The organism is Catenulispora sp. MAP12-49 (assembly GCF_041262705.1).
Taxonomy (GTDB): Bacteria; Actinomycetota; Actinomycetes; order Streptomycetales; family Catenulisporaceae; genus Catenulispora.
Genome location: NZ_JBGCCP010000040.1, coordinates 66253 through 90782, shown reverse-complemented (window position 1 = coordinate 90782; position 24530 = coordinate 66253). Strand labels below are relative to the sequence as shown.

The 24530-nt window shown below is 71.6% G+C and carries 19 protein-coding genes; 5 read left to right on the top strand and 14 right to left on the bottom strand.

Features of this window, described 5'->3' with window-relative positions:
* Positions 1 to 445: 445 nt before the first annotated feature.
* A complete protein-coding gene (locus ABIA35_RS42095; protein WP_370361702.1) occupies positions 446 to 2905 on the bottom strand; it encodes a PQQ-binding-like beta-propeller repeat protein in 2460 nt (819 codons plus the stop codon).
* 329 nt (positions 2906 to 3234) lie between these two features.
* On the opposite strand from ABIA35_RS42095, the gene ABIA35_RS42090 reads away from it, so the two are divergent.
* Positions 3235 to 3441, top strand: coding sequence for a hypothetical protein (locus tag ABIA35_RS42090; RefSeq protein WP_370361701.1), 207 nt, complete (start codon positions 3235 to 3237; stop codon positions 3439 to 3441).
* A 124-nt stretch (positions 3442 to 3565) separates the two neighbouring features.
* Here the strand turns inward: ABIA35_RS42090 and ABIA35_RS42085 are convergent, their stop codons facing one another.
* A complete protein-coding gene (locus ABIA35_RS42085; RefSeq protein WP_370361700.1) occupies positions 3566 to 6727 on the bottom strand; it encodes a BTAD domain-containing putative transcriptional regulator in 3162 nt (1053 codons plus the stop codon).
* A 194-nt stretch (positions 6728 to 6921) separates the two neighbouring features.
* Complete coding sequence (locus tag ABIA35_RS42080; RefSeq protein WP_370361699.1) at positions 6922 to 7179, bottom strand: hypothetical protein; 258 nt, start codon at positions 7177 to 7179, stop codon at positions 6922 to 6924.
* 374 nt (positions 7180 to 7553) lie between these two features.
* Here ABIA35_RS42080 and ABIA35_RS42075 point away from each other — a divergent pair, with 374 nt between their 5' ends.
* The 3 genes from ABIA35_RS42075 to ABIA35_RS42065 all read left to right on the top strand — a co-directional run bounded on the left by ABIA35_RS42075 (position 7554) and on the right by ABIA35_RS42065 (position 9936).
* Entirely contained in the window at positions 7554 to 8288 is a 735-nt protein-coding gene (locus tag ABIA35_RS42075) for a hypothetical protein (protein WP_370361698.1), read from the top strand.
* Between the two features lies 1 nt (position 8289).
* On the top strand, positions 8290 to 9108 hold the full coding sequence (locus ABIA35_RS42070) for an SDR family NAD(P)-dependent oxidoreductase (RefSeq protein ID WP_370361697.1): 819 nt from the start codon (positions 8290 to 8292) through the stop codon (positions 9106 to 9108).
* Positions 9109 to 9249: 141 nt separating this feature from the next.
* Complete coding sequence (locus ABIA35_RS42065) at positions 9250 to 9936, top strand: methyltransferase (protein ID WP_370361696.1); 687 nt, start codon at positions 9250 to 9252, stop codon at positions 9934 to 9936.
* A gap of 59 nt (positions 9937 to 9995) precedes the next feature.
* Here the strand turns inward: ABIA35_RS42065 and ABIA35_RS42060 are convergent, their stop codons facing one another.
* Both ABIA35_RS42060 and ABIA35_RS42055 read right to left on the bottom strand, forming a co-directional pair.
* Positions 9996 to 11993 carry a LuxR C-terminal-related transcriptional regulator gene (locus ABIA35_RS42060; RefSeq protein WP_370361695.1) on the bottom strand — a complete coding sequence of 666 codons (1998 nt, stop codon included), beginning with the start codon at positions 11991 to 11993 and terminating at the stop codon, positions 9996 to 9998.
* A 180-nt stretch (positions 11994 to 12173) separates the two neighbouring features.
* The gene (locus ABIA35_RS42055) at positions 12174 to 12719 is read right to left on the bottom strand and encodes an N-acetyltransferase family protein (RefSeq protein ID WP_370361694.1); all 546 of its coding nucleotides are present in this window, start codon (positions 12717 to 12719) and stop codon (positions 12174 to 12176) included.
* 420 nt (positions 12720 to 13139) lie between these two features.
* Between ABIA35_RS42055 and fusA the strand changes: the two genes are divergently transcribed.
* Positions 13140 to 15224 (top strand): elongation factor G, encoded by a 2085-nt coding sequence (fusA, locus tag ABIA35_RS42050; protein ID WP_370361693.1) that lies wholly within the window; start codon positions 13140 to 13142, stop codon positions 15222 to 15224.
* Positions 15225 to 15346: 122 nt separating this feature from the next.
* Here the strand turns inward: fusA and ABIA35_RS42045 are convergent, their stop codons facing one another.
* The 9 genes from ABIA35_RS42045 to ABIA35_RS42005 all read right to left on the bottom strand — a co-directional run bounded on the left by ABIA35_RS42045 (position 15347) and on the right by ABIA35_RS42005 (position 24437).
* A complete protein-coding gene (locus ABIA35_RS42045; RefSeq protein ID WP_370361692.1) occupies positions 15347 to 15856 on the bottom strand; it encodes an NUDIX domain-containing protein in 510 nt (169 codons plus the stop codon).
* 49 nt (positions 15857 to 15905) lie between these two features.
* Complete coding sequence (locus tag ABIA35_RS42040; RefSeq protein WP_370361691.1) at positions 15906 to 16367, bottom strand: hypothetical protein; 462 nt, start codon at positions 16365 to 16367, stop codon at positions 15906 to 15908.
* A gap of 149 nt (positions 16368 to 16516) precedes the next feature.
* Entirely contained in the window at positions 16517 to 16747 is a 231-nt protein-coding gene (locus ABIA35_RS42035; protein ID WP_370361690.1) for a hypothetical protein, read from the bottom strand.
* 13 nt (positions 16748 to 16760) lie between these two features.
* Positions 16761 to 16898, bottom strand: coding sequence for a hypothetical protein (locus ABIA35_RS42030; protein ID WP_370361689.1), 138 nt, complete (start codon positions 16896 to 16898; stop codon positions 16761 to 16763).
* 100 nt (positions 16899 to 16998) lie between these two features.
* Entirely contained in the window at positions 16999 to 17541 is a 543-nt protein-coding gene (gene cpt / locus ABIA35_RS42025; protein ID WP_370361688.1) for a chloramphenicol phosphotransferase CPT, read from the bottom strand.
* A gap of 117 nt (positions 17542 to 17658) precedes the next feature.
* Entirely contained in the window at positions 17659 to 18384 is a 726-nt protein-coding gene (narI, locus tag ABIA35_RS42020) for a respiratory nitrate reductase subunit gamma (RefSeq protein WP_370361686.1), read from the bottom strand.
* A gap of 11 nt (positions 18385 to 18395) precedes the next feature.
* Positions 18396 to 19064 carry a nitrate reductase molybdenum cofactor assembly chaperone gene (narJ, locus tag ABIA35_RS42015; protein WP_370361685.1) on the bottom strand — a complete coding sequence of 223 codons (669 nt, stop codon included), beginning with the start codon at positions 19062 to 19064 and terminating at the stop codon, positions 18396 to 18398.
* Positions 19064 to 20647: a nitrate reductase subunit beta gene (narH, locus tag ABIA35_RS42010; protein ID WP_370361684.1), complete on the bottom strand. Its 1584-nt coding sequence runs from the start codon at positions 20645 to 20647 to the stop codon at positions 19064 to 19066. Before narH ends, narJ begins: the two co-directional genes overlap by 1 nt.
* Positions 20648 to 20690: 43 nt before the next feature.
* Complete coding sequence (locus ABIA35_RS42005) at positions 20691 to 24437, bottom strand: nitrate reductase subunit alpha (protein WP_370361683.1); 3747 nt, start codon at positions 24435 to 24437, stop codon at positions 20691 to 20693.
* Positions 24438 to 24530 lie beyond the last annotated feature (93 nt).

Here is a 24530-nt window from a genome sequence, read left to right as displayed (position 1 = left end):
CAAGCCACTGGACCGCACCCGCACCAGCCACCTCTCCCGCCTCGAACTCGCCCTCATTGCTTAACCAAATAAATGGGCAACAGGATCTCCGCTGGGTGGCGCGGTCGTGGGCGGTGGTCGGCGTTACGTCGGCGGCTGATGGTCTGGCCTGGCGGTATCAAGTCGGATCGCACGCTTTCGCAGTTGACTGTCGCCGTAGACCCGACCACCTGCCCACACCACCGCCGCCCCACGATACGAACGGCGCCCCTGACCCGCGCCCCCAGCGGATCCCGCAATCCATGCGCGAAGCCGTAGAGAGCCTTCAAAACCCACCCGCCAACCGCACCAGCGCCCCCAACCCGACCCACACATACGTCAGGGGCGCCACAAAGATCTGGACTGACGAACGGCGCCCGGTCCCGAAGGACCGGACGCCGTTGAATGCTCGCGAAGGCGGAACCGGCTACTTCCCGTTCGCGTTGAACCCGAGCACGGCCTGCCCGGCGGTGTAGTACACCTTCCCGCCGCCGGCTATCAGCGTGGACACGTCCTGTCCGGACATCAGCGAGTTCGAGTAGGACCAGTTGCACTTGCCGGTCTTGGCGTCCACCGCGTACAGCGCCAGCTTGTAGTCGGCGACGTAGATCTGTCCGTCGCCGGTGGTGCAGGCGCCGTCGATCTGGAACTGGCCGGAGTCGGCGAGGTTGGACTGCCACAGTATCTTGCCGTTGCTGCCGTCGAAGGCGGCCAGGATGCCGTCGGCGGTCACGTAGACCCGGCCGCTGCCGTCGGTGAAGGGGTGGTTGGCAAGGCTGGTGCCGGTGTCGATGCTGCCGAGCTGGGTCGCCCACTTGGGCTGGCCGGTGGCCGGGTCCAGCGCGGTGAGCTTGGTGCCGCCGGCGATCAGCAGGTTGTCGACGTAGGCGAAGGGGTCCGACCCGGAGTCGCCGAAGACCGCGCCCTTCTGCGTGACCTGCCAGACCTTGGTGCCGGTGGTGACGTCCAGGCCGGTGATCGTGCCGTCGGTGTCGGAGCTGGAGGAGTCGTGGGCGGTGAAGATGTACTTGCCCGACGGCGGCACGTGGATGGCCGCGATGTCGGCGTTGTTCTGCTTCCACACCACCTTGTGCGTGGTCTTGTCGACCGCGAACAGGCCGTAGCCCTGCACGTTGAGGCTGGCCGTGACGATGATCAGGTTGCCGATGACGCCGGCCACGCCGTTGGCCTGCCAGTTGCGGTCGAACTGCGGCAGCTGCCACAGGACCTTGCCGGTCTGGATGTTGATCGCGAACAGCGGATTGCCGCCGGTGTTGTCCAGGCCGGTGGTGTAGACCGTGGTGCCGTCGGGGTCCATGGCGGTCAGGACGCCGACGGTGCCGCTGCCGCAGGCGATGTCGGGCCACTTGGTCTTGCCCTGGCTGTTCAGGCCGTGGGTGTTCTCCACGCCCTCCAGCAGCACCACGTCCTGGCCGATGGCGCTGCCGTAGATCTGGTCGTTGGTGGTCTGGGTCCAGGCCGGGGTGGCCTGGGGAGCCCCGGCCAGGGAGCCCGCCGCGGGCGAGCCGTTCGGGTCCTGGATCGAGCCCTGGGAGGTCGGCACGCCGCCGGAGGAGGAGTTGCTGGGGGCACTGTTGCCGCTGGTGGTCGATCCGCTGGTCGGCGTCAGGTTGCCGCCGGTGGCACCGCCGGCGGTGCCACCGGACTGCTTGCTCGAACCGCCGGCCAGGGCTATCGCGGCGCCGCCGCCGCCCAGGACCACCACGCCGCCGCCGATGATGCCGAACAGCGCGCGCCGGCTCACCTTGCCGGCACCGTTGTTCGCGCCGTTGTTCGGGCCGGGGTACTGCTGCTGCGGGCCGGAGTTCGGACCGGGGCCGGGGCCGTAGGGGCCGACGCCCATCATGCCGCTCTGCGCGGTCGGGGCGTAGGCCGGCGGGTAGGTGCCGTTGCCGTGCGGGGGAGTGCCGCCGCCCTGGTAGGCCGGCGGGCCGTAGGGCGGGGTGTTCGGGCCCACGTGCCCGGCCGGCCCTGAGGTCACGCCCATGTGCGTCATGACACTGCTGGCCTGCACGATCGCGTCGGTGTAGTGCGGGGGCAGCCAGCCGCCGGTGGTCGGCGCCGGGGCGTTGGCGTCCAGGTAGTCCAGGATCTGCTGCGTGGTGGGCCGGCGGGCCGGCTCCTTGTGCAGACAGGCGGAGATCATGTCGCGCAGGGAGTCCGGCACGCCGCTGATGTCCGGCTCCTGGCTCACCACGCGGTACAGCAGCGCCGGCGTCGGCCCGTCCCCGAACGGGCTGCGCGCGGTCGCGGCGTACACCAGGGTGGCGCCCAGGGAGAACATGTCGGTCTCCGGGCCCACGCGCACGCCCGAGGCCTGCTCCGGCGACATGAAGCCGGGCGAGCCCATCACGGTGCCGGCCGTGGTCAGCGCGGTGCCCTCGGTGGCGCGGGTGATGCCGAAGTCGATGACGTACGGGCCGTCCAGGGCCAGCAGCACGTTGGCCGGCTTCAGGTCGCGGTGGATGATCCCGGCGCGGTGGACCGCGGTGATGGCCTCGGCCAGACCCGCGGTCAGGGTGCGAAGGGCGGGTTCGGGCAGGGCGCCGAAGCGGCTGACCGCGTCGCCCAGGGAGATGCCGGCGATGAACGCCGTGGCGAACCAGGGCACGCTCGCTTCGGTGTCGGAGTCCACGACCGCCGCGGTGAACGCGCCGGAGACGGACTTGGCCGCCTCGATCTCGTTCCGGAAACGCTGTCGGAACTGCGCGTCGTCGGCCAGTTCGGGCCGCACCGCCTTGACCGCCACCGTCCGGCCGCCGGTCGAGCGGCCGAGGTAGACCTTGCCCATGCCGCCGCTGCCGAGCACGCCGAGAATGGCGTATGGGCCGATACGCGTCGGATCCCCCGCTTCCAGCGGTTGCATTCGCTGTCCCCCATCAAGAATCGTTGTCGTCTGCCCGAACCGGGACAGCAGGATATGGCTACCGCCTGGAAGGATTCACCCAACCCCCGGAGGAAACCGTAGCTCGTTTCCGTGATAGAGCGTCAACGTATTGCAGAAGTGTCGAAGATCGTGCGGTGGATTCGGGCTGTTCAACCGGTTTTACGCCCTGGTGCGACCTCGGCCCAACACTGTCGAGTACTGCCGAGCACTACCGAGTACCGCCGAGCACTGCCGAGCAGGCCGTAGATCGAACGTAGACGCCGGCTGTGGCAGGCTGGACGAACCGTTCGCCCCCCGGAAGGAACACGATGGCCCCCCGGCGTCACCCCGCCCTGCCGAGGCTCGCGCTCGCCGCCGCCCTCGGCGCCACCGCGCTGGCCGGCACCGCCGCCGTCTCCGAGCACCCCACCTCGCACACGGCGTCGGGCTCGCACACCGCCGTTCTCAGCAGCCACGGCGATGTCAAGGACTGGAACACGATGGTGCCGGAGGGCGGACACCCGGCCCAGTCCTGAGCGCGGTGAGACGGCCGCCCCGGGACGAACACATCCCACCGGGGTTCTCCGGGGCGGTCGCGGGTGGCGCATCGCTGTCGACAGCAGCGGTGAATTGTCAGGCTGTTGTGAATCGTCAGGGCTGTTACGGGTCCTGAGTGTCCCCAGACGCGTCCGACCCAGACGTATGCAACACAGACGCGTCCAACTCCGCCAGCAGCGCCCGAACCGAGCGCTGGTCCGGGACGCGGCCGTCGGCCTCGAACTCGGCCAGGGCCGCGTGCGCGTGGTCGCGCGCCGATGCGTCGGCGCCGAGCGTGTGCAAGGCCTTGGCCAGTTGGAAGCGGGCGCGGGCGGCACGGTCCAGGGCACCCAGCGTGCTCCATTCGACCGCGGCCGTCTCGAAGCGCTCGGCCGCCTCGGCCGGGCGTTCCAGCGCGGCCAGTGCCAGCCCGCTGACATAGCGGGTCTGCGCCGCCGAGGCCGCGTCGCCGCGTTCGTGCGCCGAGGCCAGCAGGCCGTCGCAGTCGGCGAGGACCTCGGCGGCGCGTCCGGCGCGCAGCCGGGAGACCGCCATGTTCAGCAGCGAGCTGGCCTCGCCGCTGCGGTGCCCCAGGGCCCGGGCCAGCGCCACCGCCTCGCCGAACAGGCCCGCGGCCTCGTCGTACGCGCCGCGGCCGTGCGCGATCACGCCCAGGTCGTTGAGCACCTGGCGGGCGATCACCGGGTCCTCGGCCAGGGTGCACAGCTCCAGCGCCCAGCGGCCGTGCTGCGCGGCCTCGTCCGGCCGGCCCGCCGCCAGCGCGGTGTTCCCGGCCAGGAACCACGCCCGGCCCTGGCTGCGCACGTCCCCGGCCCGCTCGGCGGCGCGCGCCAGGTCCTGCACCGCCGCCGCGGTCCGGCGTCCCCACGGTCCCGGCCCGAAGGGACTCAGCGCTATCAGCAGGTTGACGGCGGCCGGGACCAGCTCCCGGTAGGCCTCGGCCGCCTCGCCCCCGGCCAGCGCCTCGGCCGCGATCCGCGCCGTCAGCTCCGCGGCGGTGGCCGCCTCGCCGCGGGCCCAGGCCTGCGCGGCGGCGGGGGAGCCGGCCTCGAACTCGACCTCGACCTCGAACTCGCCGACGCCCTGCGGCGCCAGCGTCTCGCGGATCGGGTCCCCGGGCACCACCGCCTCGAACGCCGCGCACGCCCCGGCCAGCAGGAACCGGAGCAGTCGCGAGCGTGCCCGCAGCCCTTCGGCCGCCGCGCGCCCGGCGTCCCCGTCCGCGCCGTGCGCGAAGTCCCGCAGCAGGCTGTGATGCCGGTAGCGGTGTTCGGCCGGCGATTCCAGCATCGCCACGTCGACCAGCGACTCCAGCACCGCCTCGGCCTCGGCCACCGGGAGCTCCAGTACGGCGGCCGCGGCGCTCAGCCCGATCTCGGCCGCCTCGACCGCGCCCAGCAGCCGGAACGCCCGCGCCTGCGCGGCGGTGAGCTGCTGGTATCCGACCTCGAAGGCCGGCGCCACGGCCAGCTCGCCGATCCGCAGCTCCCGCAGCCGGGACCGCTCGTCGGCCAGGCGCCCGGCCAGCGAGGCCACGGTCCAGGCCGGCCGCGCGGCCAGGCGCGCGGCCACGATGCGCACCGCCAGCGGCAGCCGCCCGCAGGCGGTGACCAGCAGCCGGGCCGCCTCGGGCTCGGCCTGCGGCCGCTCGGGGCCGGCGACCCGGGCCAGCAGGCCCAGGGCCTCGGTGTCGTCGAACACGTCCAGCCACACCTGCGCCGACTTCGGCAGCGCGACCAGCCGGGCCCGGCTGGTCACCAGCACCGCGCAGCCGCCGGCCCCCGGAAGCAGCGGCCTGACCTGCGCGGCGTTGGCCGCGTCGTCGAGCACGATCAGCAGCCGCCGGCCGTCGAGCACGGTCCGGAACAGCGACGCGCGCGCCGCCGTGCCCTCCGGGATCTGCTCGGCCGGCACGCCCAGGGCGTGCAGGAAGTCCTCCAGCACGGCCTGCGGCGGGACCGGGGAGGCGCCGGTGCCGCGCAGGTCGGCGTAGAGCTGGCCGTCGGGGAAGGCGGGGCGCGCGCGGTGCGCGACGTGCAGTGCCAGCGTGCTTTTGCCGACGCCGCCCATCCCGGCCACCGCCAGCACCGTCGGGGCGGCGTTGGCGCCGACACCGGCGGCCAACTCCGCGCCGAGCCGTTCGGCCGGCGCGGCGCGGCCGACGAAGTCCGGTTCGGCCGGCGGCAGCTGCGCCGGGCGCGGGATGCTCGGTTCGGCCGGGGCCGGCGTTCCTGATATGCCCGATATCCCTGGAATCACAGGAATCCCCGATATTATTGATATCCCGGGTATCCCTGATATCCCCGAAATCGCCACTGACCCTGGCGCGCCATGCGATCCCGGCACCCCGCCGGCAAGGACCTCGGCGTGCACCGCCCGCAGCTCCGCGCCCGGCTCCACGCCCAGCTCGTCGATCAGAAGCCGCCGCGCCGCGGTGAACGCCGCCAGCGCGTCGGCCTGCCGCCCGGACTGCGACAGCGCGCGCATCAGCAGCGCGTACAACCGCTCGCGCAGCGGGTGCTCGTCGCTGAGCGCCCGCAGCTCCGGCACGCACGAGGCCCCGCGCCCCAGCTCCACGTCCAGCGCGATCCGCCGCTCCACCAGGCTCAGCCGCAGCTCGGCGAAGCGCCGCCGCTGCCGTTCGGCGAACGGGCCCGGCACGCCGGCCAGCGGCACCCCGGTCCACAGGTCCACGGCGCGCCGGAGCAGCTCCCGAGCCTGCTCCGGCGCGCCGGCCGCGCCGGCCTTGTCCGCCTCGGCGGCCCAGCGCTCGGCCTGTTCGGCGTCGACCGGCGGGGTGTCCTCGGAGCGGCCGGGCCACTCGGTCCACTCCGTCCATTCGTTCCGCGCGGTCCGCTCGGTCTGCTCGGTCTGCTCCGGCCCTTCAGAGCGTGCGAGCCCGTTCGGCGCGGCGAGCGAGGAGCCGGCGTCGCCGCCGGGACCGTGAAGAACCCTGAACGAGGGCAGCGCGAGCCGATAACCGCCGGCCAGCGAGACCAGCACCTCCGAGGCGGCGCCGTCGGCGGCGTCCGGGTCCAGCACCCGCCGCCACCGCCAGGCGTAGGTCCGCAGGATCGAGCGCGCCCGGCTCGGCGGCTGGTCGCCCCACAGGGCGTCGATCAGCTCCGCCGAACTCGCGGTCCGCCCCGGCAGCAGCAACAGCGCGGCCAGCATGGCCTGCTGCTGCGGGCTGCCCGTGGCCAGCTCCTCATCGCCGCGACAGCCCCGCAGCGGGCCCAGGACCTGAAACCGGATCGCGTTCACGTTCTGACAGATCCCTGCACTTCTCTTGGTCCTGTACTTCTCTTGGTGGCGCGCGCTTGGTGTCCCGCTCTTGGTGGCGCGCCGAGCCGGTTTTGATCAGCGAATACAGCTCAGGCTAAGAGGGGCGGCCCGGCGCGGGCAAGAGACAGTGATCATCAAGGTCGGCCAGGTGCGCCGGACCTCTCAAGCGATTGTCACTCCGGTGGGCCCGGGGGCCCAGTGTGCCGCGGCGGGCCCGGCGCCACCGGCAGGACCATCCCCCCGGGCTCGGCCGGCTCGGCCGACGCGGCCGGCGCGGGCTCGTCGTCGAGCACCGGGCGCAGCAGCTCGGTGTACCGGTCCAGGGCCGCGAACAGCACCCGCAGCGGAACGTCCGGCTGCACCGCGCGGTCGATGAGCTCCTCGAGCTCGACCCGGCCCATGGCGGCGATGGCCGCTTCCCTGATCTCCACGCATGGCAAACGCGGCGTGTCCGCGTGCGTTACGCGCAGTTCCCCGGTTTGTTCGGCGCGACAAACCGGCCCCGCTCCGGGTTGTGGCCGACACCAGCGGTTAGCCCGAAAGCGTGGCGCCCTCAGCTCGTGGCGGCTGCTGCCTGCGGCACTGTGTAAGGCGCCTGTTGTTCCCACTCACGGATGGTCCGATTGTCACGCTCGATCTCCACCGGTTCGGCGGATCTCTGGAAGACGATACGGAAGATCGCAAGGCCCTCACACCCACCCGTTCGGGTAGGTGATCACCGCCCTCCCACCCGAGGCCTGCTCGGCGCCGTGCCTACCCCAACGGGCAGTTGTCGCCGGCCCCGGGTCAGGCGAGGCTGATGCTCATGAGTCAGCTCATCATCGGCAACCAGCTCACCGAGGAGACCGCCGAGGGCGAAGGCGCCCTGCCGTCGGAGTACCGGCGGTTCCTGTCCGTGATCTCGCACCGCATGGTGTGGTTCGCACAGGACGGTGATGTTCTGGTTCTGCCGTCGCGCCCCGACGAGGGGTTCCTGGCATACGTCCGGCGGGTGAACGGATTGGCGGAGGGCGAGCCGCTCATCCTGGTCCCGCCGCCGGGCCGTCAGGGTGCGGAGCTGCTCTATGACGACCGGCTCGCCGCCCCGGAGTTCGTGGCGGGTCTCCGGACGCTGATCGCAGAGCGGGGGGTGGACCGGGTCTTCCCGTTCCACCTCGACGCGGCGATACTCCGACTGGCCCGGGAGATCGGGCTGGCCGGATTGTTCGGCGGGGTGGCGTTCCCCGCCGAGCCAGGCGGCGAGCTGGTCAACAGTGCGGCGGCGTTCCGGGCGGCTCCCGCCGGGAACGCCGTCCCGAGCCTCCCGGCGGCCGGGCGCGGGCTGTTCAACAAGGCCGACGGCCGGATCGCCGGATCCATTCCCCTGCCCGCCTCCGCCCGCCGCGTCGTGGGCGAGGACCACCAGACCGCCAGGGTCCTGATCTCCCGTAATCGGGTGCCCTGGCCTTCCTCCACCGGGGCCCAGGCCCTGCTGGACGTCCGCGTCCGGGCCGTCTTCGGCCCGGACGCGGACGGCGGCCCAACCAGAACAGAGGTCTGACATGCGCGCGGACGGACTGGCCGGCCGGACGGCCCTGGTCACCGGAGGCGGCTCGGGCATCGGCCGGGCCGTGGCGGTCGCTCTGGCCGCCGCCGGGGCCCGGGTGATCGTGGCCGGCCGGACCGCCGCGACGCTGGAGCAGACCGTCGAGCTGGCCGACGAGGCGACCGCTGTGTGGGGCGGCGAGTCGCTTGTGGGCGGCCAATCCTGGGCGCCGGTCGTGCCGGCCGGCGCCCAGGCACACATCGTGGACGTCACCGACGCCGGCGCCGTGCGGGCGCTGTTCGCCGCGATCGAGCACGAGCACGGGCGGCTGGACATCGCGGTGAACAACGCCGGCCGGCCCTCCTGGGGCCCGGTCGCGCAGACCCCGCGCGCCGAATGGGACGCCGTGATCGGCGTGAACCTCACCGGCGTGTGGCTGTGCCTGCAGCAGGAGATCGACCTCATGCGCCGCGGCGGCGGGGGAGCGGTGGTCAACGTGGTCTCGCGCATCGGCATCCCGATGCGCGAGGAGAACCAGGGCGTGTACGCGGCCAGCAAAGCCGCCCTGAGCATCCTGACCCGCACCGCGGCCCGCGAGTGCGTCGGCTGGGGCATCCGGATCAACGCCGTGAGCCCCGGCCCCACCGACACGGCCCTGGCGGCGTGGGACGACGAGAGCCAGGCCGAGCGCGACGCGCGCGTGGCCCGCACCGTCCCGATCGGCCGCCTGGCCGCCCCCGCGGAGATCGCCGCCGCCGTGCGCTGGCTGGTCTCCGACGAGGCCTCCTACGTCGTCGGCCACGACCTGGTGGTCGACGGAGGGCTGAGCGCATGATGGAGCTCGGTCCACCCCTCACCGGACAAGGAGACAGCCGATGCGCATGCTGTCATTCAAGGAAGGCCATCGCTTCACCCGACTGAGCGGCCATACGGCGGCGCGGGCAGCGGGCCGGTCCATCACGAAGCGGGGATCGTGATGGGAGTCGACGCCATGGCGGCCGGAGCCGCCCTGACCGAGCGGCATGGCGAGCTCGACGGCCGCCCGGACCACTTCGAGCTCCTGGGCCGCACCTGGTCCTTGCTCCCCGGGGTTTTCGCCCCGGTGCACACCGCCTCCACCGAGCTGTTCTCCTCCTGGCTGCCCTACCCGATCGGCGGGGCGTTCCTGGAGATCGGCTCGGGCGCCGGGGTCACCGCGGTCACCGCCGCGCTGGCCGGCTGCGCGCACGTCACCGCCGTGGACATCTCCGCGGCGGCCGTGGCGAACACCGAGGCCAACGCCCGGCGGCACGGCGTGGCCGACCGGGTCAGGGTCCTGAGAAGCGACCTGTTCGACGCGCTGGAGGCCGGGCGCCGCTACGACGTCATCTACTGGAACTCCAACGTCATCGACGCCCCGGAGGAGTTCGAGTACCTCGACGAGCTGCAATGGGCCTTCTTCGACCGGGGCTACGCCGCGCACAGCAGGTTCCTGAGCCAGGGCCCGGGGCTGCTGAACCCCGGCGGCCGGATCTTCCTGGGCTTCAACACGCTGGGCAACAAGGAACGGCTGCGCGTCATGGCCGACAGTCTGGGCCTGGAGCTGGCCACCTACCGCTGCCGGCCCGGTGCGGTCGGCGGGATCTCGGTGGATCTCAGCCTGCTGGAGGTGCTGACCGTCTGACCTTTTGACCGTCTAACCGTCTGAGCGCTCCGGCGTGCCTGCCACCTCGACCACCTCGACTAGCTCGACGTTCCCGAGGCCAGCACGAACCGGGCGATCTCCACGCGCGACCCGATGCCCAGCTTGCGGAAGATGTTCCGCAGGTGGAACTTCACCGTCTCCGGCGAGCACCGGATCCGCTTGGCGATCTGCTGGTTGGTCAGACCCTGCACGACCAGTCTGGCCACGGTCTGCTCGCGGCGGCTGAGGACCGACCACTCCTCGGCCGCCGCGGAGCCGTATGTGTTCTGCGGTGTGTCGTGGGCTTGGGCTTGGGCTTGGGTTTGGGCTTCGGCGCCGGAGGCGGCGCTCTGGTCCACGGCGCACGCGTCGTCCTGAGCCGGCGGTGCCGAGGGCAGCCGCGGGTCCAGCCGCTGGCTCAGCTCCGCCCACAGCGACATGTACTTCTCGGAGGTGGCGTTGTCGCCGTGCGTGAGGGCGATGCCGGCCAGGTTGCGGTAGGCCGCGGCCTCGATCTCCCGCCAGCCCGAGCCCAGGCCCAGCTCGACCGTGCGCTGATAATGCTCCTCGGCCTCGGCCGGCCGGTTCGCGGCGAAGCCGGCCATGCCGAGACTCAGATGCATGGCGGCCTGCGCGCGCAGGTTCCGCTCGTGCCGCGCGACGGCCATCCCGATGTCCGCCATGCGCGTCCACTCCCGCAGGCGGCGGCGCTGGAGGTAGTAGCCGCGCAGGGCATCCGGGATGATCCAGCACACGGCCGGGTCGCCGGAGCGGCGGTGGTGCCGGACCAGTGCCAGCAGGTTGTGGCGTTCGGCGTCCAGCCAGGCCAGCGCGGCCTCGCGGTGCGCCGGGGCGCCGTCCCGGGGACGGGTGCGGGCGTCGGCGATGGCGTCGGTCTCGGCGCGTCCGCCGCCGGCGTGTTCGGTGTGGTCGGTCTGGTCGGCCGGCAGCCGCACCAGGCACGGGTTCACCAGATCCGCGGCGTCCCGCAGCCGGGACAGCACCCACCGCAGGTGCCCGGCCTCGGCGGCGCTCGCCGCCTCGGGCGTCTCGTCGGCGGCGAGCCGGTCGGCCGCGAACAGCCGGGCCAGCGAATGCAGGCTGTAGCGGCCGGTCTCGGCCTCGGGACGGACCACGCTGCGGTCGGCCATCCGGTCCAGCGCCTCCTGCGCCTCCTCCCGGGCGATCCCCGAGACCTGCGCCGCGGCCTCCGGGCAGAAGTCGTAACCGCGCAGCAACGCCAGCCGCCGGAACACCATGCGGTCCGCGGCCTCCAAGGCGTCGTAGGAGGACGTCAGGACGCCGTGTACGGTGATGTCGCCGGCGGTGAGCCGTTTGAGCCGGCGGCGCTCGTCCCGCAGCTGTTCGCAGAGGTCGTCGATGCTCATCTGCGGCCGGGACAGCAGCCGCGCGGCCGCGATCCGGATCGCCAGCGGCAAATGGCCGCACAGCGCCAGCAGCCCGTCCACCTCCTCCGAACCGGTCCAGCGCGCGCCCAGCACCCGGGCCAGCATCGCCGCGGCCTCGGCCTCCGGCATCGGCCCCAGGCGCAGCGGCAAGGCCCCGGCCAGCCCGCCGAGCCAGTTGCGGCTGGTGACCACCGCCAGGGTGTCCGGGCCGGCCGGCAGCAGTGGCCGCACCTGCGCCTCGTCGGCGGCGTCGTCCAGGACCACCAGGGCCCTGCGGCCGGCCAGCGTGGTGCGGAACATGCCGACCAGTTCGGTCTGGTCGGCCGGCAGCGGACCGGTGGCGCCCAGGGCGCGAAGGAAGCGGCGCAGCACGTCCGGCACCGGGGTCGGCGCGCCGGTGTAGCCGCCGAGGTCGGCGTACAGGTGCGCGTCCGGGAAGGAGTCGCCGGCCAGCCGCGCGGCGCGGACCGCCAGCGCGGTCTTGCCGGTCCCGCCGGCGCCGGTCACCACGAACAGCGCGGCGGCGTGCGGGGAGAAGGCGTTCGGGCCGGTCAGCTCGGCCAGTTCGCCGAGCCGGCCGGTGAAGTCGGCGGTGTCCGGTGGCAGCAATCGGGCACGCGTCAGCGCGCCGTCGAGAACTCCCCGCATGCGAGCGCCCCCTGGGCAAGAGGTCTGATTTCACCTCGTAGTGCCGAGGCGTGCTGAATGGGAACCGATGTTCTGTTCTTGTGAAAAGTATCGCACAGTAGGTGATCTATGGCTACTGACGATGACTTGAGAATCGCTCACAGTGTTCGACGGTGCCGACGGTTATGCCGGTCACGGGTGTCAACCGATCGCGATGGTGGCGGGGATCACTTTCTTCGTGCCCTCATCCAGCCCCATATTGCGGTTCCCCGCCCCGCCGGGCACGGCCGGCTTGGAAAACGTGGCGCCCAGGGTGGCCAGGAACTTGCGGCCCGGGGCCCAGCCCTCGACGACATGCGTGCTGATCTGCACCATGTCCTGCTCGGCCGCCGCCGCCGACAGCGCCCTGGCCACCGCCGTCCCGATCCCCAGCCGCCGGAACTCCGGGCGGATCAGGAAGGTGCCGATGCCGACCGAGGCGAGGTGCGGGTAGCCGCGCAGCGCGTCCACGAAGCCGACGACCTCCCGGGCCGCCTCGATGACCAGCAGTACTTTGTCGTCGAACTCGTAGCCCTCGGGCAGCGAGTAGTAGGCACTCTGCACGTCCCCGGGCGCCGAGGGCTGGCCGGTGGCGGCGACGAACCAGTCGTCGGAGGCGGCGAAGACCGCCAGGACCGCTTCCTCGTCGGCCGGCTCCAGATCACGGACGGCGACCGGGTGGCCGTCCACCAAGAGATCGATGCGCATGGCGCCAGTCAAACACCTGACGCCCGCCGCGGTCATCCGCCGCCGCCGAAGGCGCGGCCCTGGCGGAAACCAGTTTCGCCGTCGCGGGTGATCGGCTAGCCTCGGCGCATCGGCCAAACTTCGAAGACGGGGAGGGATCATGACACGCGGCGGCTCGGCCTTCGTCCACGGACATGGCACGGTTTCCCGGCACCGCTTCGAGGTGATCCTGGTGTCTTCGCCGGCTCGGCGCCGGCTGCGCGGCCTGCGCTGAGACACCTTCCGGACCTTTTCTTCGGCCCCTGAAATATGAGGCCTGATGTCGCGTGCGCTGTGATGCATGTGCGCTTTCTGATGCCACATGCGCTCCTGGCCGCGGCGCCGTGTCCGGGTATCGCGCTGTCCTGATCCACAGCGAATTCTTTCAAGGATCGATCCATCATGCGTGCTGAATCCACCCGCCGTTCCCTGTCCCTGGTCCGTAATCTGGGCATCCTGGCCCACGTGGACGCCGGCAAGACCACCGTCACCGAGCGCGTGCTGTTCCTGACCGGCGCCGTGCACAAGCGCGGCGAGGTGCACGACGGCACCACCGTCACCGACTTCGACTCCCAGGAGCGCGACCGCGGCATCACCATCTTCGCCGCCGCCGTCAGCTGCGACTGGGCCGGGCACCGGCTGAACCTCATCGACACCCCCGGGCACGTCGACTTCTCCGCGGAGGTCGAGCGCTCACTGCGGGTGCTCGACGGCGCGGTCGCGGTGTTCGACGCCGTGGCCGGCGTGGAGCCGCAGAGCGAGTCGGTGTGGCGGCTGGCCGACCGGTACGGCGTGCCGCGGATCGCGTTCGTCAACAAGATGGACCGGACCGGAGCCGACCTGGACAAGGCGATCGCCTCCATCCGGGACCGGCTGCATCCGGTCCCGCTGGCGGTGCAGATGCCGATCGGTGCCGAGGGCGAGTTCGGCGGCGTCGTCGATCTGATCGGTATGCGGGCCCTGACATGGGTCGACGGTTCGGGCGAGATGATCTCGTCCGCTGTCCCCGATGCGTTGGCTCAGGAGGCGCTGCGGCGTCGTCGGATGCTGGAGGAGGCGGTGGCCGAGCGGAACGCGGCGGCGCTGGAGGAGTTCGTGGAGCGCTCGCAGCTCTCCGAGCAGACGCTGGCGGCGGCTCTGCGCGAGCTGACGGCTGCCGGTGAGGTCGTCGTGGTGCTGTGCGGCGCGGCGTACAAGAACCGGGGCGTCGAACCGCTGCTGGACGCGGTGATCGCGTACCTTCCTTCGCCCGCGGACCGGCCGGCGCTGCGCGGCGTCGGCGAGCCGGACGGCGACGATGCCGCGCGGCAGCGGGCCGCCGACCCGGCCGAACCGCTGGCGGCGCTGGTGTTCAAGGTGCAGGCGACCGGCACGGGGCGGCTGACGTTCGTGCGCGTCTACTCCGGAACGCTGCGCAAGGGCGACGCGGTCCTGGACGTCGGCGCCGGCCGGACCGAGCGCGTGGGCCGCATCCTGCGCGTGCAGGCCGACCGGCACACCGAGGTCGAGCAGGCGGCGGCCGGCGACATCGTCGCCCTGGTCGGCCCGAAGCACGCCGTGACCGGCGCGACGCTGGCCGCCCCCGGCGCCCCGATCCTGCTGGAGGGCTCGGACCCGGACGCCGCCGACCCGGTGGTGTCGGTCGCCGTCGAGGCCGACCGCAACGCCGACACCGGCCGCCTGGCGACGGCGCTGGCGCGCGCGGTCGAGGAGGACCCGTCGCTGACGGTGCGTACGGACCCTGAGACAGGGCAGACGCTGCTGTCGGGCCTGGGCGAGCTGCACCTGGAGGTGGCGGTGGAGAAGATCCGCAGAGACAAGGGGATCGCGGTGAACGTGGGACGCCCGCAGGTCGCGCTGCGCGAGGCGGTGGTGTCGGGCGTGACCGGCTTCGTGTACCGGCACGTCAAACAGGAGGGCGGCTCGGGCCAGTTCGCGCACGTGGTCCTGGACATCAGGCCACTGACGGACAACGTCGGCGACATCGGCTTCGCCTTCGAGTCGAAGGTCACCGGCGGCCGCGTCCCCCGCGAGTACATCCGCGCGGTCGAGGCGGGCTGCCGCGACGCCCTGGCGAGCGGTCCCCTGGCCGGCCACCCGGTGACCGGCCTGCACGTGACCCTGGTCGACGGCTCGACGCACGTGAAGGACTCCTCGGAGATGGCCTTCCGCACCGCCGGCTCCCTCGGCCTGCGCGCAGCCCTGCGCGCGAGCAACCTGACGCTGCTGGAACCGGTCGCCGAACTGACGGTCACCACCCCGGAGGACGGCGTCGGCGCCGTCCTCGGCGACCTCGCGGCCCGCCGCGGCCGGGTCACCGACTCCACGAGCCGCCCCGGCGCGGCGGTGGTGACGGCGACGGTGCCGCTGGCCGAGGTGTTCGGCTACGCGACGCGGCTGCGGAGCCGCACGCAGGGGCGGGGGGTCTTCACGATGCGGGCGGCGGGTTATGTGGCGGTGGTCGGGGGTGAGGCTCGGCAGGGCTGAGGTTCGGTGAGAGCTGAGGCTCGGCAGGGCTGAAGCTCGGCAGTGCTAAGGCTCGGCAGGGCTGAAGCTCGGTGAGGGCGCCGGCCGGTTCGTCTTTCGGGGCGGGCCGGCCGGCGAGCTTGTCACAGCTCCAGCTCAACCGGCTGGTCGGGCACCCCCGTCGCGAGAAGCGCCGTCAGCAGTGTCGCGAGGTCGCGGGGCGAAAAAACATCAGGCCCCGTATAACCGGCGAGCTCCGAAAGCTGCCACCAACGGAACGCGGCAAGGTTCTCCGCGGCGAGCAACTCGTCCGACAGCTCGCCGCAGGGCTCGAAGTGCTGCGCGCGGACAAGGAAGTAGTCATTGATGACACCGTCGAAGCCCGGCGCGTGGCCGGCGGCCACCACCACCTGGTGCCAGACATGCGGCGGATCGATGTTGACCGCCAGGCCCGTCTCCTCGCGAAGCTCACGCCGCAAGGCCTCCAGCAGACCCTCGCCGGTCTCGATACCGCCGCCGGGAGCAGCCCACACGGACTTCGTCCGACGCGGTACCGCCGGATGAGGGAAGTCGAACCGGCAGAGCAGAATCCGATCGTCCTCGTCGAGGATGATCGCGCGGACGGCGGGGCGCAGGTTCGGCGTCGTGTCCATGTCGGCACGATAATTCACCGGCCCTCAGCCGTCGGCCACGAGCAAGCAGTCACCCCCGCCCGCGCCGCCCGAACCGGGACTTCGCCTTCTGCGGAGCTGTCTCCTGCAGCAAGACCCGGAAGGCGTTCGCCAGCACCCGGCCGCTCGCCTGGAACTCATCCTTGCGCGCCTTCTTGTCGAGCCGATCGCGTACTGCCGCAAGATGCGCTTCTCTCGCTGCGAACACCATGGTTGCCCGGCGGCGCACTTGCTCGGCGTCCGCACTAATGACTGCGGCGATCAGGGCCGCCAATACCTCGATCCGCGCCGCATCGCCCGAGTCGCCTTCGTCGGCGGCCAGGCTCCGGTCGATGACCTCCAGGGCGGTGTCCAGCTGCTCTCGGTCTTCAGTCCGCTCGGCGGCCAGCAGCTGACCGCCCCCGGCCAGCAGCGGACCGGCCTCGCCGGCGCCGATTGCGTCCAGCGTCTCCTGCAGCTCGGCCATCGACGCGGATGTCAGCGCGTCGAGCACTGCGGCAGCACTGTCGGCTCCGTCGAGGGCCGCCTCAAGAGTCGACCACGTTATCGCCATGCCGCCGGTTCTATCAGGCGCGCACCCTCCACACATCCGCCCTCACCGAAGGATCACGCTCACCCCCCGGCGCTCGAAGATCTCCACGATCAGGTCGAACAGCACGACCTCGCGATCGCCGAGGGGGAGGCGCTGTCCCTGTCCACGATGTGCAGGCCGTCCAAGGTGAAGACCTGGCCTGCGGGAGCATCGGGCTTTCCCCGTTGCTGGTACTTCCGGGACGACAGAGCCACCGACAGCCACGCAAGCCTGTCCTCGGGGGTGAGTTCGTGCCACATGCCGGTGTGGTTCAGGCGGCCAGTGCGCAGCAGGTCCCACATCCGTCGTCACGCCTCACGGCCGCCCGCCCTTTCCCCGCACCCGCCGCAGCGCGCGCACCTGAGCCTGCGTCGACACGCGGATCAGCTTCTCCCCGTACTCGTCCTCGGCGATGGCCACGCTCTCGGGCTTCATCGGGTAGTCGGTCCGCATCGGTTCCTGCGCGAGTACCGCGTCTATGACGGAGATCCCGGGCCCGGCCTCGCTCGCCGTCCAACGCCGCCGAAGGTTGCGGAGCGCCTGCCCGGTGCGGCTACGGCCTTTCCCGAAGATGCGCCGCGATGGTGCGCGCGCAGTCGACGGCCTCGCTGCGGCTGGTATCGACCTCGACGTCGTAGCGCACGCCCTCGTGCACCAGCTCCGCCTGCGACGCGGCCATGCCGGACACCCGATCGCCGCGGGCGATCTCGCGGCCGGCCGCGACCGCGGCGTCACAGTGCACGCCGACCCACAGCACGTCCAGACCGTCCAGCAGGGCACGGGTTCGTTCCTGCGAACTTGCGCCGCCCAGGAAGACATCGTCGATGATCACGTGCGCCCCGGCACGGGCCATGGCCGCGATGCCGGTGGTCCAGGCGGTCTCCGCGGCCCGGAAGCCCTCGCCGATCCCGACCCGGCCCTGCTCGCCGACCTGGATGCCGCCGCCGGCGTCCGTCAGCGCCGGGGGCAGCGCGGCGATGAGGTCGTCGACGCCGATGCGCAGCCACGGATCGGGCAGGACGGCCTGGAGGCAGCGGACGATCCCGGACTTGCCGGAACTCGAGCCGCCGTTGATCACGATCACCTGGGTCGACACCGCCTGATCCCCTTTCCAAGCGGCAATCCTGGCCGACCGCTGACGGTGGTCTCAACTGGATTACTCTCAACCGAAGGACATCAAGCCCCGCTCAGGATCGGGATGAAGGGGCCGCTCCTAGCTCCCGATCCCCTCCCACCCGCGACGCACCGGCGCCTCGCTCAGGCCGCGGGGGTCGCGGCTGCGGTACACGATGTACGGCCGGAACAGGTAGTGGATCGGCGCGCTGAACATGTGGACCAGGCGCGTGAACGGCACCAGGGCGAACAGCAGCATGCCGATCACCGCGTGGATCTGGAACGGGATCGGGGCCTGGGCCATCAGCCCGGTTTTCGGCTGCAGCAGGAACAGGCTGCGGGCCCAGGGGGCGATGGTGGCGCGGTAGTCGTAGCCCTTGGCGAGTCCGGCGTGCGTGAGCTTGGCGACCAGCCCCATGACGATCGCGGTCAGCAGCACCAGGTACATCAGCTTGTCGTTGCGGGTGGTGGCCAGGAACACCGCCGGCGTGGTGCGCCGCCGGTAGATGAGCATCAGGATGCCGACGACCGCCAGCACCCCGGCGGCTGTCCCCGCGAACAGCGACAGCAGGTTGTACCCGTGTTCGTGCAGGCCCAGCGCGTCGGTCCACGACGAGGGCACGAACAACCCCATCAGGTGCCCCGCCAACACGAACAGCAGGCCGTAGTGGAACATCGGCGATGCGATGTTCAGGATCCGCCGCTCGTAGCTCTCCGACGAGCGCGTCGTCCAGCCGAACTTGTCATATCGGTAGCGCCACACCAGGCCGGTGACCAGGATCGCGATGACGATGTAGGGGAGCGCGCCCCACAGGAACGTCTGCATGCCGTGCTCCTCTATCGGTCCGGTGTCAGTACGGGCAGCAGGTCGAGGTGGCCGTACGGACGCAGCGCCGCGGTGTCCGGATCCAGCCCGACCGTCTCGCGCGGCGGCCCGGCGGCGGCCAGCGCCCGCGCGGCGGCCCGGTCCTTGGGCGAGGGCCCCGGCAGCGTGGAGCACACCGCCTCCAGCGCCGACCCGTACGCCGTCCCATGCTCCAGAAGCGCCAGCCGCAGCAACTCGAGCCCCGGCCGGTGCCGCAGCAGCAGCCCCACATCCCCGCTCGCCGCGGTGAACTCCAGCACCACCGGCAGGTAATCCGGCAGCTCCGTCTCGCCGAAGTCGAACCCCGCCTCGCGGAACGTCGCCTTGAGCTCGACCAGCGACGCGCCCCGACGCCGCGTGTCCCCGTCGAGCCACCACGTCAGATACAGGCTGTGCCGGTTCTTGAAGTCGAACACCTCGACGTAGTGCGCGGCCGCCTCCGTGGCCGGCGTCGCCGAGGCCTGATCCGCGAACGCCACCAGCGTGCGCGCGGCACGCCCCCCGACCGCCGCCAACGCCGAGCGCACCAACGGAAGCCGCTCCCGCCACGCCGCATCGGGATAGTCGAGCAGATGTGCGGCGGCCTGAAGGACCACCCGATCCCGCCGGCCGACAGCGGCGGCGCTGGAACCCCGGCGCATCAGATCTCCTCCTCCTTGTCCGCCGTCTGCCGCCGCCGCATCCCGCGGAAGTCCTCCAGCGAGATCAACGGAAGCCGCTTCTTCTTCCCCGAGTCATCGCCGAAGGGCCCGTTCTCGCCGACGGACCCGGTCTGGGCATCGGCGTAGTCGACGCTGCATCCGGTCCCCAACGCCGCCTCTTCCATAGCGTGCGCATCAGCCATCGCCGCCGTGGGAATCACATAGCGTTCGTCGTACTTGGCGATCGCCAGCAGCCGGTACATCTCCTCGATCTCCACCGAAGGCTCCTCCGGAGCGGTCCCGAGGTTCACCTCCCGCATGTACGCGCGCATCGCGGCCAGCCGCCCCAACGCCGCACGCACCGGAACGACGTCTCCGGCGGTGAACAGCTCCGCCAGGTACTCGATCGGGATCCGCAGCGCGTCGATGGCGCCGAACAGGTTGTCCCCGTCCTCGCCGTCATAGCCGGACTCGGCGATGGCCTCCACCACCGGCGACAGCGGCGGGACGTACCAGACCATCGGCAGTGTGCGGAACTCCGGGTGCAGCGGCAGCGCCACCTTGTAGTCGCAGATCAGCTTGCGCACCGGCGAGCGCCGCGCGGCCTGCATCCACTCGTACGGGATGCCGGCGGCCTCGGCGGCGCGCGCCACCTCGGGGTCGTCGGGGTCCAGGAACACGCCGAGTTGCGCCTCGTAAAGGTCGCGGTCGTCGGCGGTCTCGGCCGCGGCGGCGACCCGGTCGGCGTCGTAGAGCATGACGCCCAGGTAGCGCAGCCGTCCCGGGCAGGTCTCCGAGCAGACCGTCGGCAACCCGACCTCGACGCGCGGATAGCAGAACGTGCACTTCTCGGCTTTGCCGGTGCGGTGGTTGAAGTAGATCTTCTTGTAGGGGCAGGCCGTGACGCACTGCCGCCACCCCCGGCAGCGGTCCTGGTCGACCAGCACGATGCCGTCCTCGGTCCGCTTGTACAGCGCGCCGGACGGACAGGAGGCCACACACGCCGGGTTCAGACAGTGTTCGCAGATCCGCGGCAGGTAGAACATGAACGCCTCCTCGAAGGAGAACCGCACGCTCTCCCCGACCTCCTCGCGCATCTTCTGCACGATCGGGTCCTGATCCCCGCGCTCGGAGGTACCGCCGAGGTTGTCGTCCCAGTTGGCGCTCCACCGCACGGTGTCCATGGGCTTGCCGGTCAGCAGCGAGCGGGGCCGGGCCACGGGGTAGTCGTCGCCCAGCGGTGCCTGCTGGAGGTTCCCGTAGTCGTACGTCCAGGGCTCGTAGTAGTCATCGACGGTGGGCAGCACCGGGTTGGCGAAGATCTCGGCGAGCTTCTTCAGCCGGCCGCCCTGCTTCAGCTTCAGCCGGCCGCGCCGGTCCAACTCCCAGCCGCCCTTCCATCGTTCCTGGTCGGAGTAGCGCCGCGGGTATCCCAGGCCCGGGCGGGTCTCGACGTTGTTGAACCAGACGTATTCCATGCCGCGCCGGTTGGTCCAGGTCTGCTTGCACGTGACCGAGCAGGCGTGGCAGCCGATGCACTTGTCGAGGTTCATCACCATCGCGATCTGTGCCATACAGCGCATTTATGGCTCACTCCGTTCGCGACTCGCTTCGCTCGTGGGCATATCAGTACTCGACCTCCTGCGAGCGGCGCCGGATGACGGTGACCTCGTCGCGCTGGTTGCCGGTCGGGCCCAGGTAGTTGAAGGCCCAGGACAGCTGGGCGTAGCCGCCGATCAGGTGCGTGGGCTTGAGCATCACGCGGGTCAGGGAGTTGTGGATGCCGCCGCGCTTGCCGGTCTTCTCCGTCTTGGGGACGCCGACGGTGCGGTCCTGCGCGTGGTGCATGTAGACCGTCCCCTTCGGCATCCGGTGGGAGACGATCGCGCGCGCGACGACGACCCCGTTGCGGTTGACCGCCTCGATCCAGTCGTTGTCCCGCACGCCGATGGCGGCCGCGTCGTGGTCGGACATCCAGATGCACTGTCCGCCGCGCGACAGCGAGAGCATGAACAGGTTGTCCTGGTACTCGGAGTGGATGGACCACTTGTTGTGCGGCGTCAGGTACCGGACGGTGATCTCGGCCTGGCCGTCCGGCCCGAGCCGGGGCTCGCCGAACAGCCGGTTCATGTCCAGCGGCGGCCGGTAGACCGGCAGCGCCTCGCCGAACTCGTGGATCCAGTCGTGGTCCAGGTAGAAGTGCTGGCGGCCGGTGAGGGTGTGCCAGGGTTTGAGGTGTTCGGTGTTCAGGGTGAAGGGGGCGTAGCGGCGTCCGCCGGATTCGCTGCCGGACCACTCCGGGGAGGTGATGACCGGTACCGGCGCGGCCTGGGTGTCGGCGTAGGTGATCTGCTTGCCCTCGTTCTCGGCGGCCAGGTGCGCGAATTCCTTGCCGACCAGCTTTTCCAGCTGGCGGAAGCCCTGGACGGCCAGGCGTCCGTTGCTGGTGCCGGACAGGTGCAGGATCGCGTTGCAGGCCTTGATGCCGGTGTCGATCAGCGGGCGTCCGTCGGCCGGCCCGCCGCGGGCGGTGCCGTTGAGCGCCCTCAGGGCCTCGACTTCCTTGTCGGGCACGAATCTCAGGCCCTTGACCGGCAGCCCGAGCTTCTCCACGTTCGGCCCCAGCGTGGCCATCTTCGCCGCGACCGCCGTGTAGTCGCGCTCGACGACGGCCAGCGCGGGCATCGTCTGGCCCGGCACCGGTTCGCATTCGCCGGCCCGCCAGTCCAGCACCACGCCCCCGGGCTGCGCGATCTCCCCGGGGGTGTCGTGCTGCAACGGCGCGGCGACGATGTCGTGCCGGGTGTCCAGGTGCCCGGCGGCCAGTTCGCTGAAGCGCTCGGCGATGGCGTGGAAGGCGTCGAAGTCGGTGCGGGCCTGCCACGGCGGGTCGACGGCCGGGCTGAAGGAATGGATGTAGGGGTGCATGTCCGTGGACGACAGGTCGTGCTTCTCGTACCAGGTGGCCGCCGGGAGGACGACGTCGGACAGCAGCGCCGAGGACGTCATCCGGAAGTCCAGCGACAGCAGCAGGTCCAACTTGCCATCAGGGGCCTGCGGCCGCCATTTCACGTCGCGCGGCCGCACGTCTTCGTGGGCTTCCTCGGCGCTGAGCGAGGAGTGGGTTCCCAGGAGGTGCTTGCTGAAGTACTCCGCGCCCTTGGCCGAGGACCCCAGCAGGTTGGCCCGCCACAGAGTCAGGATCCGCGGCCAGTTCCGCGGGGCGTCCGGGTCCTCGCAGGCGAAGCCGAGCCGCCCGGCCTTCAGCTCCTCCACGACGTGCGCCGCCGGCTCCTTGCCCGAGGCCCGCGCCTCGTCGGCGAGGTCCAGCGGGTTCCGGTCGAACGTCGGGTAGGACGGCATCCAGCCCAGCCGTGCGGCGCGCGCCAGGCAGTCCGCTCCCGTCATGCCCTTCAGGGCTCCGGAGGCCAGCGGGGAGGTGAGCACCTCGGTGCGGAACTGGTCGTAGCGCCACTGGTCGGTGTTCAGGTAGAAGAAACCGGCGCCGATGGCCTGGCGCGGCGGGCGCGACCAGTCGTTGGCCGAGGCCAGGGTGGCCCAGCCGCCGGCCGGCCGGCACTTCTCCTGGCCGACATAGTGGGCCCAGCCGCCGCCGTTGCGGCCCTGGCAGCCGGTGAGGGTGAGCAGGGCCAGGAAGGACCGGTAGATGGTCTCGGAGTGGAACCAGTGGTTCGTGCCGGCGCCCATCAGGATCATGCACCGGCCGCCGGATTTCGCGGCGGTGTCGGCGAACTCGCGGGCGATCTTCACCGCGAGCCGGGCCGGGACGGAGGTCTGCGCCTCGGCCCAGGCCGGGGTGCCCGGCGCGGTGGCGTCGTCGTAGCCGGCGGGCCAGACGCCGGGCAGGTCGGCGCGCGCCACGCCGTACTGCGCGAGCAAGAGGTCGAACACGGTCGTGACCAGCGGTCCGCCGGGGTGCAGCCGGACGGCCGGGACGCCGCGGGTGTGGATCTCGCCGCGGCCCTGGCCGTGCGGGCCGCCGTCGGTGTCGAAGCGGGGGAGCAGGACCTCGGCGGGGATGGCCTCGGGCAGGCCGAGCAGGCTCAGGCGGGGTTCGACGCCGTCCAGGTCCAGGTTCCAGCGGCCCTGGCCGGACTCGGTCCAGCGGAAGCCCAGGGAGCCGTTGGGGACGACGGGGCGGCCGGTGGCGGTGTCCAGGACGACGGTCTTCCAGGCGGCGCCGTCGGCTGTGTTGGCTGCGTCGGCTGTGTCGGCTTCGGTACTCGTACGGGCGTCCAGGTCCGCGGCGCGGACGAACTTGTCCGGGACGTAGTAGCCGCCTCTGTCGTGTTCGGCCAGCGTGACCAGGAACGGCAGATCGGTGAACTGCTTGACGTAGGAGTCGAAGAACTCGTTGTGGCCGTCGACGAAGTGTTCCTTGAGGATGACGTGGCCCATGGCGATGGCCAGCGCGGCATCGGTGCCGGGGTGCGGGTGCAGCCACTCGTCGGCGAACTTGGCGTTGTCGGCGTAGTCCGGGGCGACGACCACGACCTTCTGGCCCCGGTAGCGGGCCTCGGCCATCCAGTGCGCGTCGGGCGTGCGGGTGACCGGGACGTTGGAGCCCCACATGATCAGGTAGGCGGCGTCCCACCAGTCGCCGGACTCGGGGACGTCGGTCTGGTCGCCGAACACCTGCGGGGAGGCCACCGGCAGGTCGGCGTACCAGTCGTAGAACGACAGCATGGTGCCGCCGATCAGCGACATGAAGCGGGCGCCGGAGGCGTGGGAGACCATGGACATGGCCGGGATGGGGGAGAAGCCGGCGACGCGGTCGGGGCCGTGTTCCTTGATGGTGTGGACGTGGGCCGCGGCGATGATGTCGACGGCCTCGTCCCACGTGGCGCGCACCAGGCCGCCTTTGCCGCGGGCGTTCTGGTAGGCGCGGCGGCGTTCGGGGTCGGCCTGGATCGCGGCCCACGCCGCGACCGGGTCGCCGCCGGCGGCGGTCTTGGCGGCGCGGAACTGCTCCAGCAGGAGGCCCCGGATATAGGGGTAGCGGACCCGCGAGGGGGAGTAGGTGTACCAGGAGAAGGAGGCGCCGCGCGGGCAGCCGCGGGGTTCGTACTCGGGGCGGTCGGGGCCGACGGAGGGATAGTCCGTGGCCTGCGTCTCCCAGGTGATGATGCCGTCTTTGACGTAGACCTTCCAGCGGCACGAGCCGGTGCAGTTGACGCCGTGCGTGGAGTGGACGATCTTGTCGTGGCTCCAGCGGTCGCGGTAGAAGACGTCGCCGGCGCGCCCGCCCTGGTACTGGACGCTGTGCAGGTCGTTCGCGGTGCTGCCGCGACGGAAGTACTTCCCGGCCCCGAGCAGGAGCGCGTCGGGCTCCGTGGATCCGTCGCGCGGCACCGCGCCTCCTTGTGGTTGGTGGGCTGAGCGGGCTTCACCCCTTGTGGTGTACCTGAATGGGCGGTGCGAACCGGGTGGTCACCTGTCCGGAGC

What these genes read in the sequence shown, in the direction of transcription:
- ABIA35_RS42095 (WP_370361702.1), bottom strand. Translation starts at nt 2,905, where the DNA reads ATGCAACCGCTGGAAGCGGGGGATCCGACGCGTATCGGCCCATACGCC.
- ABIA35_RS42090 (WP_370361701.1), top strand. Translation starts at nt 3,235, where the DNA reads ATGGCCCCCCGGCGTCACCCCGCCCTGCCGAGGCTCGCGCTCGCCGCC.
- ABIA35_RS42075 (WP_370361698.1), top strand. Translation starts at nt 7,554, where the DNA reads ATGAGTCAGCTCATCATCGGCAACCAGCTCACCGAGGAGACCGCCGAG.
- ABIA35_RS42070 (WP_370361697.1), top strand. Translation starts at nt 8,290, where the DNA reads ATGCGCGCGGACGGACTGGCCGGCCGGACGGCCCTGGTCACCGGAGGC.
- ABIA35_RS42065 (WP_370361696.1), top strand. Translation starts at nt 9,250, where the DNA reads ATGGGAGTCGACGCCATGGCGGCCGGAGCCGCCCTGACCGAGCGGCAT.
- ABIA35_RS42060 (WP_370361695.1), bottom strand. Translation starts at nt 11,993, where the DNA reads ATGCGGGGAGTTCTCGACGGCGCGCTGACGCGTGCCCGATTGCTGCCA.
- ABIA35_RS42055 (WP_370361694.1), bottom strand. Translation starts at nt 12,719, where the DNA reads ATGCGCATCGATCTCTTGGTGGACGGCCACCCGGTCGCCGTCCGTGAT.
- fusA (WP_370361693.1), top strand. Translation starts at nt 13,140, where the DNA reads ATGCGTGCTGAATCCACCCGCCGTTCCCTGTCCCTGGTCCGTAATCTG.
- ABIA35_RS42045 (WP_370361692.1), bottom strand. Translation starts at nt 15,856, where the DNA reads ATGGACACGACGCCGAACCTGCGCCCCGCCGTCCGCGCGATCATCCTC.
- ABIA35_RS42035 (WP_370361690.1), bottom strand. Translation starts at nt 16,747, where the DNA reads ATGTGGGACCTGCTGCGCACTGGCCGCCTGAACCACACCGGCATGTGG.
- ABIA35_RS42030 (WP_370361689.1), bottom strand. Translation starts at nt 16,898, where the DNA reads ATGCGGACCGACTACCCGATGAAGCCCGAGAGCGTGGCCATCGCCGAG.
- narI (WP_370361686.1), bottom strand. Translation starts at nt 18,384, where the DNA reads ATGCAGACGTTCCTGTGGGGCGCGCTCCCCTACATCGTCATCGCGATC.
- narJ (WP_370361685.1), bottom strand. Translation starts at nt 19,064, where the DNA reads ATGCGCCGGGGTTCCAGCGCCGCCGCTGTCGGCCGGCGGGATCGGGTG.
- narH (WP_370361684.1), bottom strand. Translation starts at nt 20,647, where the DNA reads ATGCGCTGTATGGCACAGATCGCGATGGTGATGAACCTCGACAAGTGC.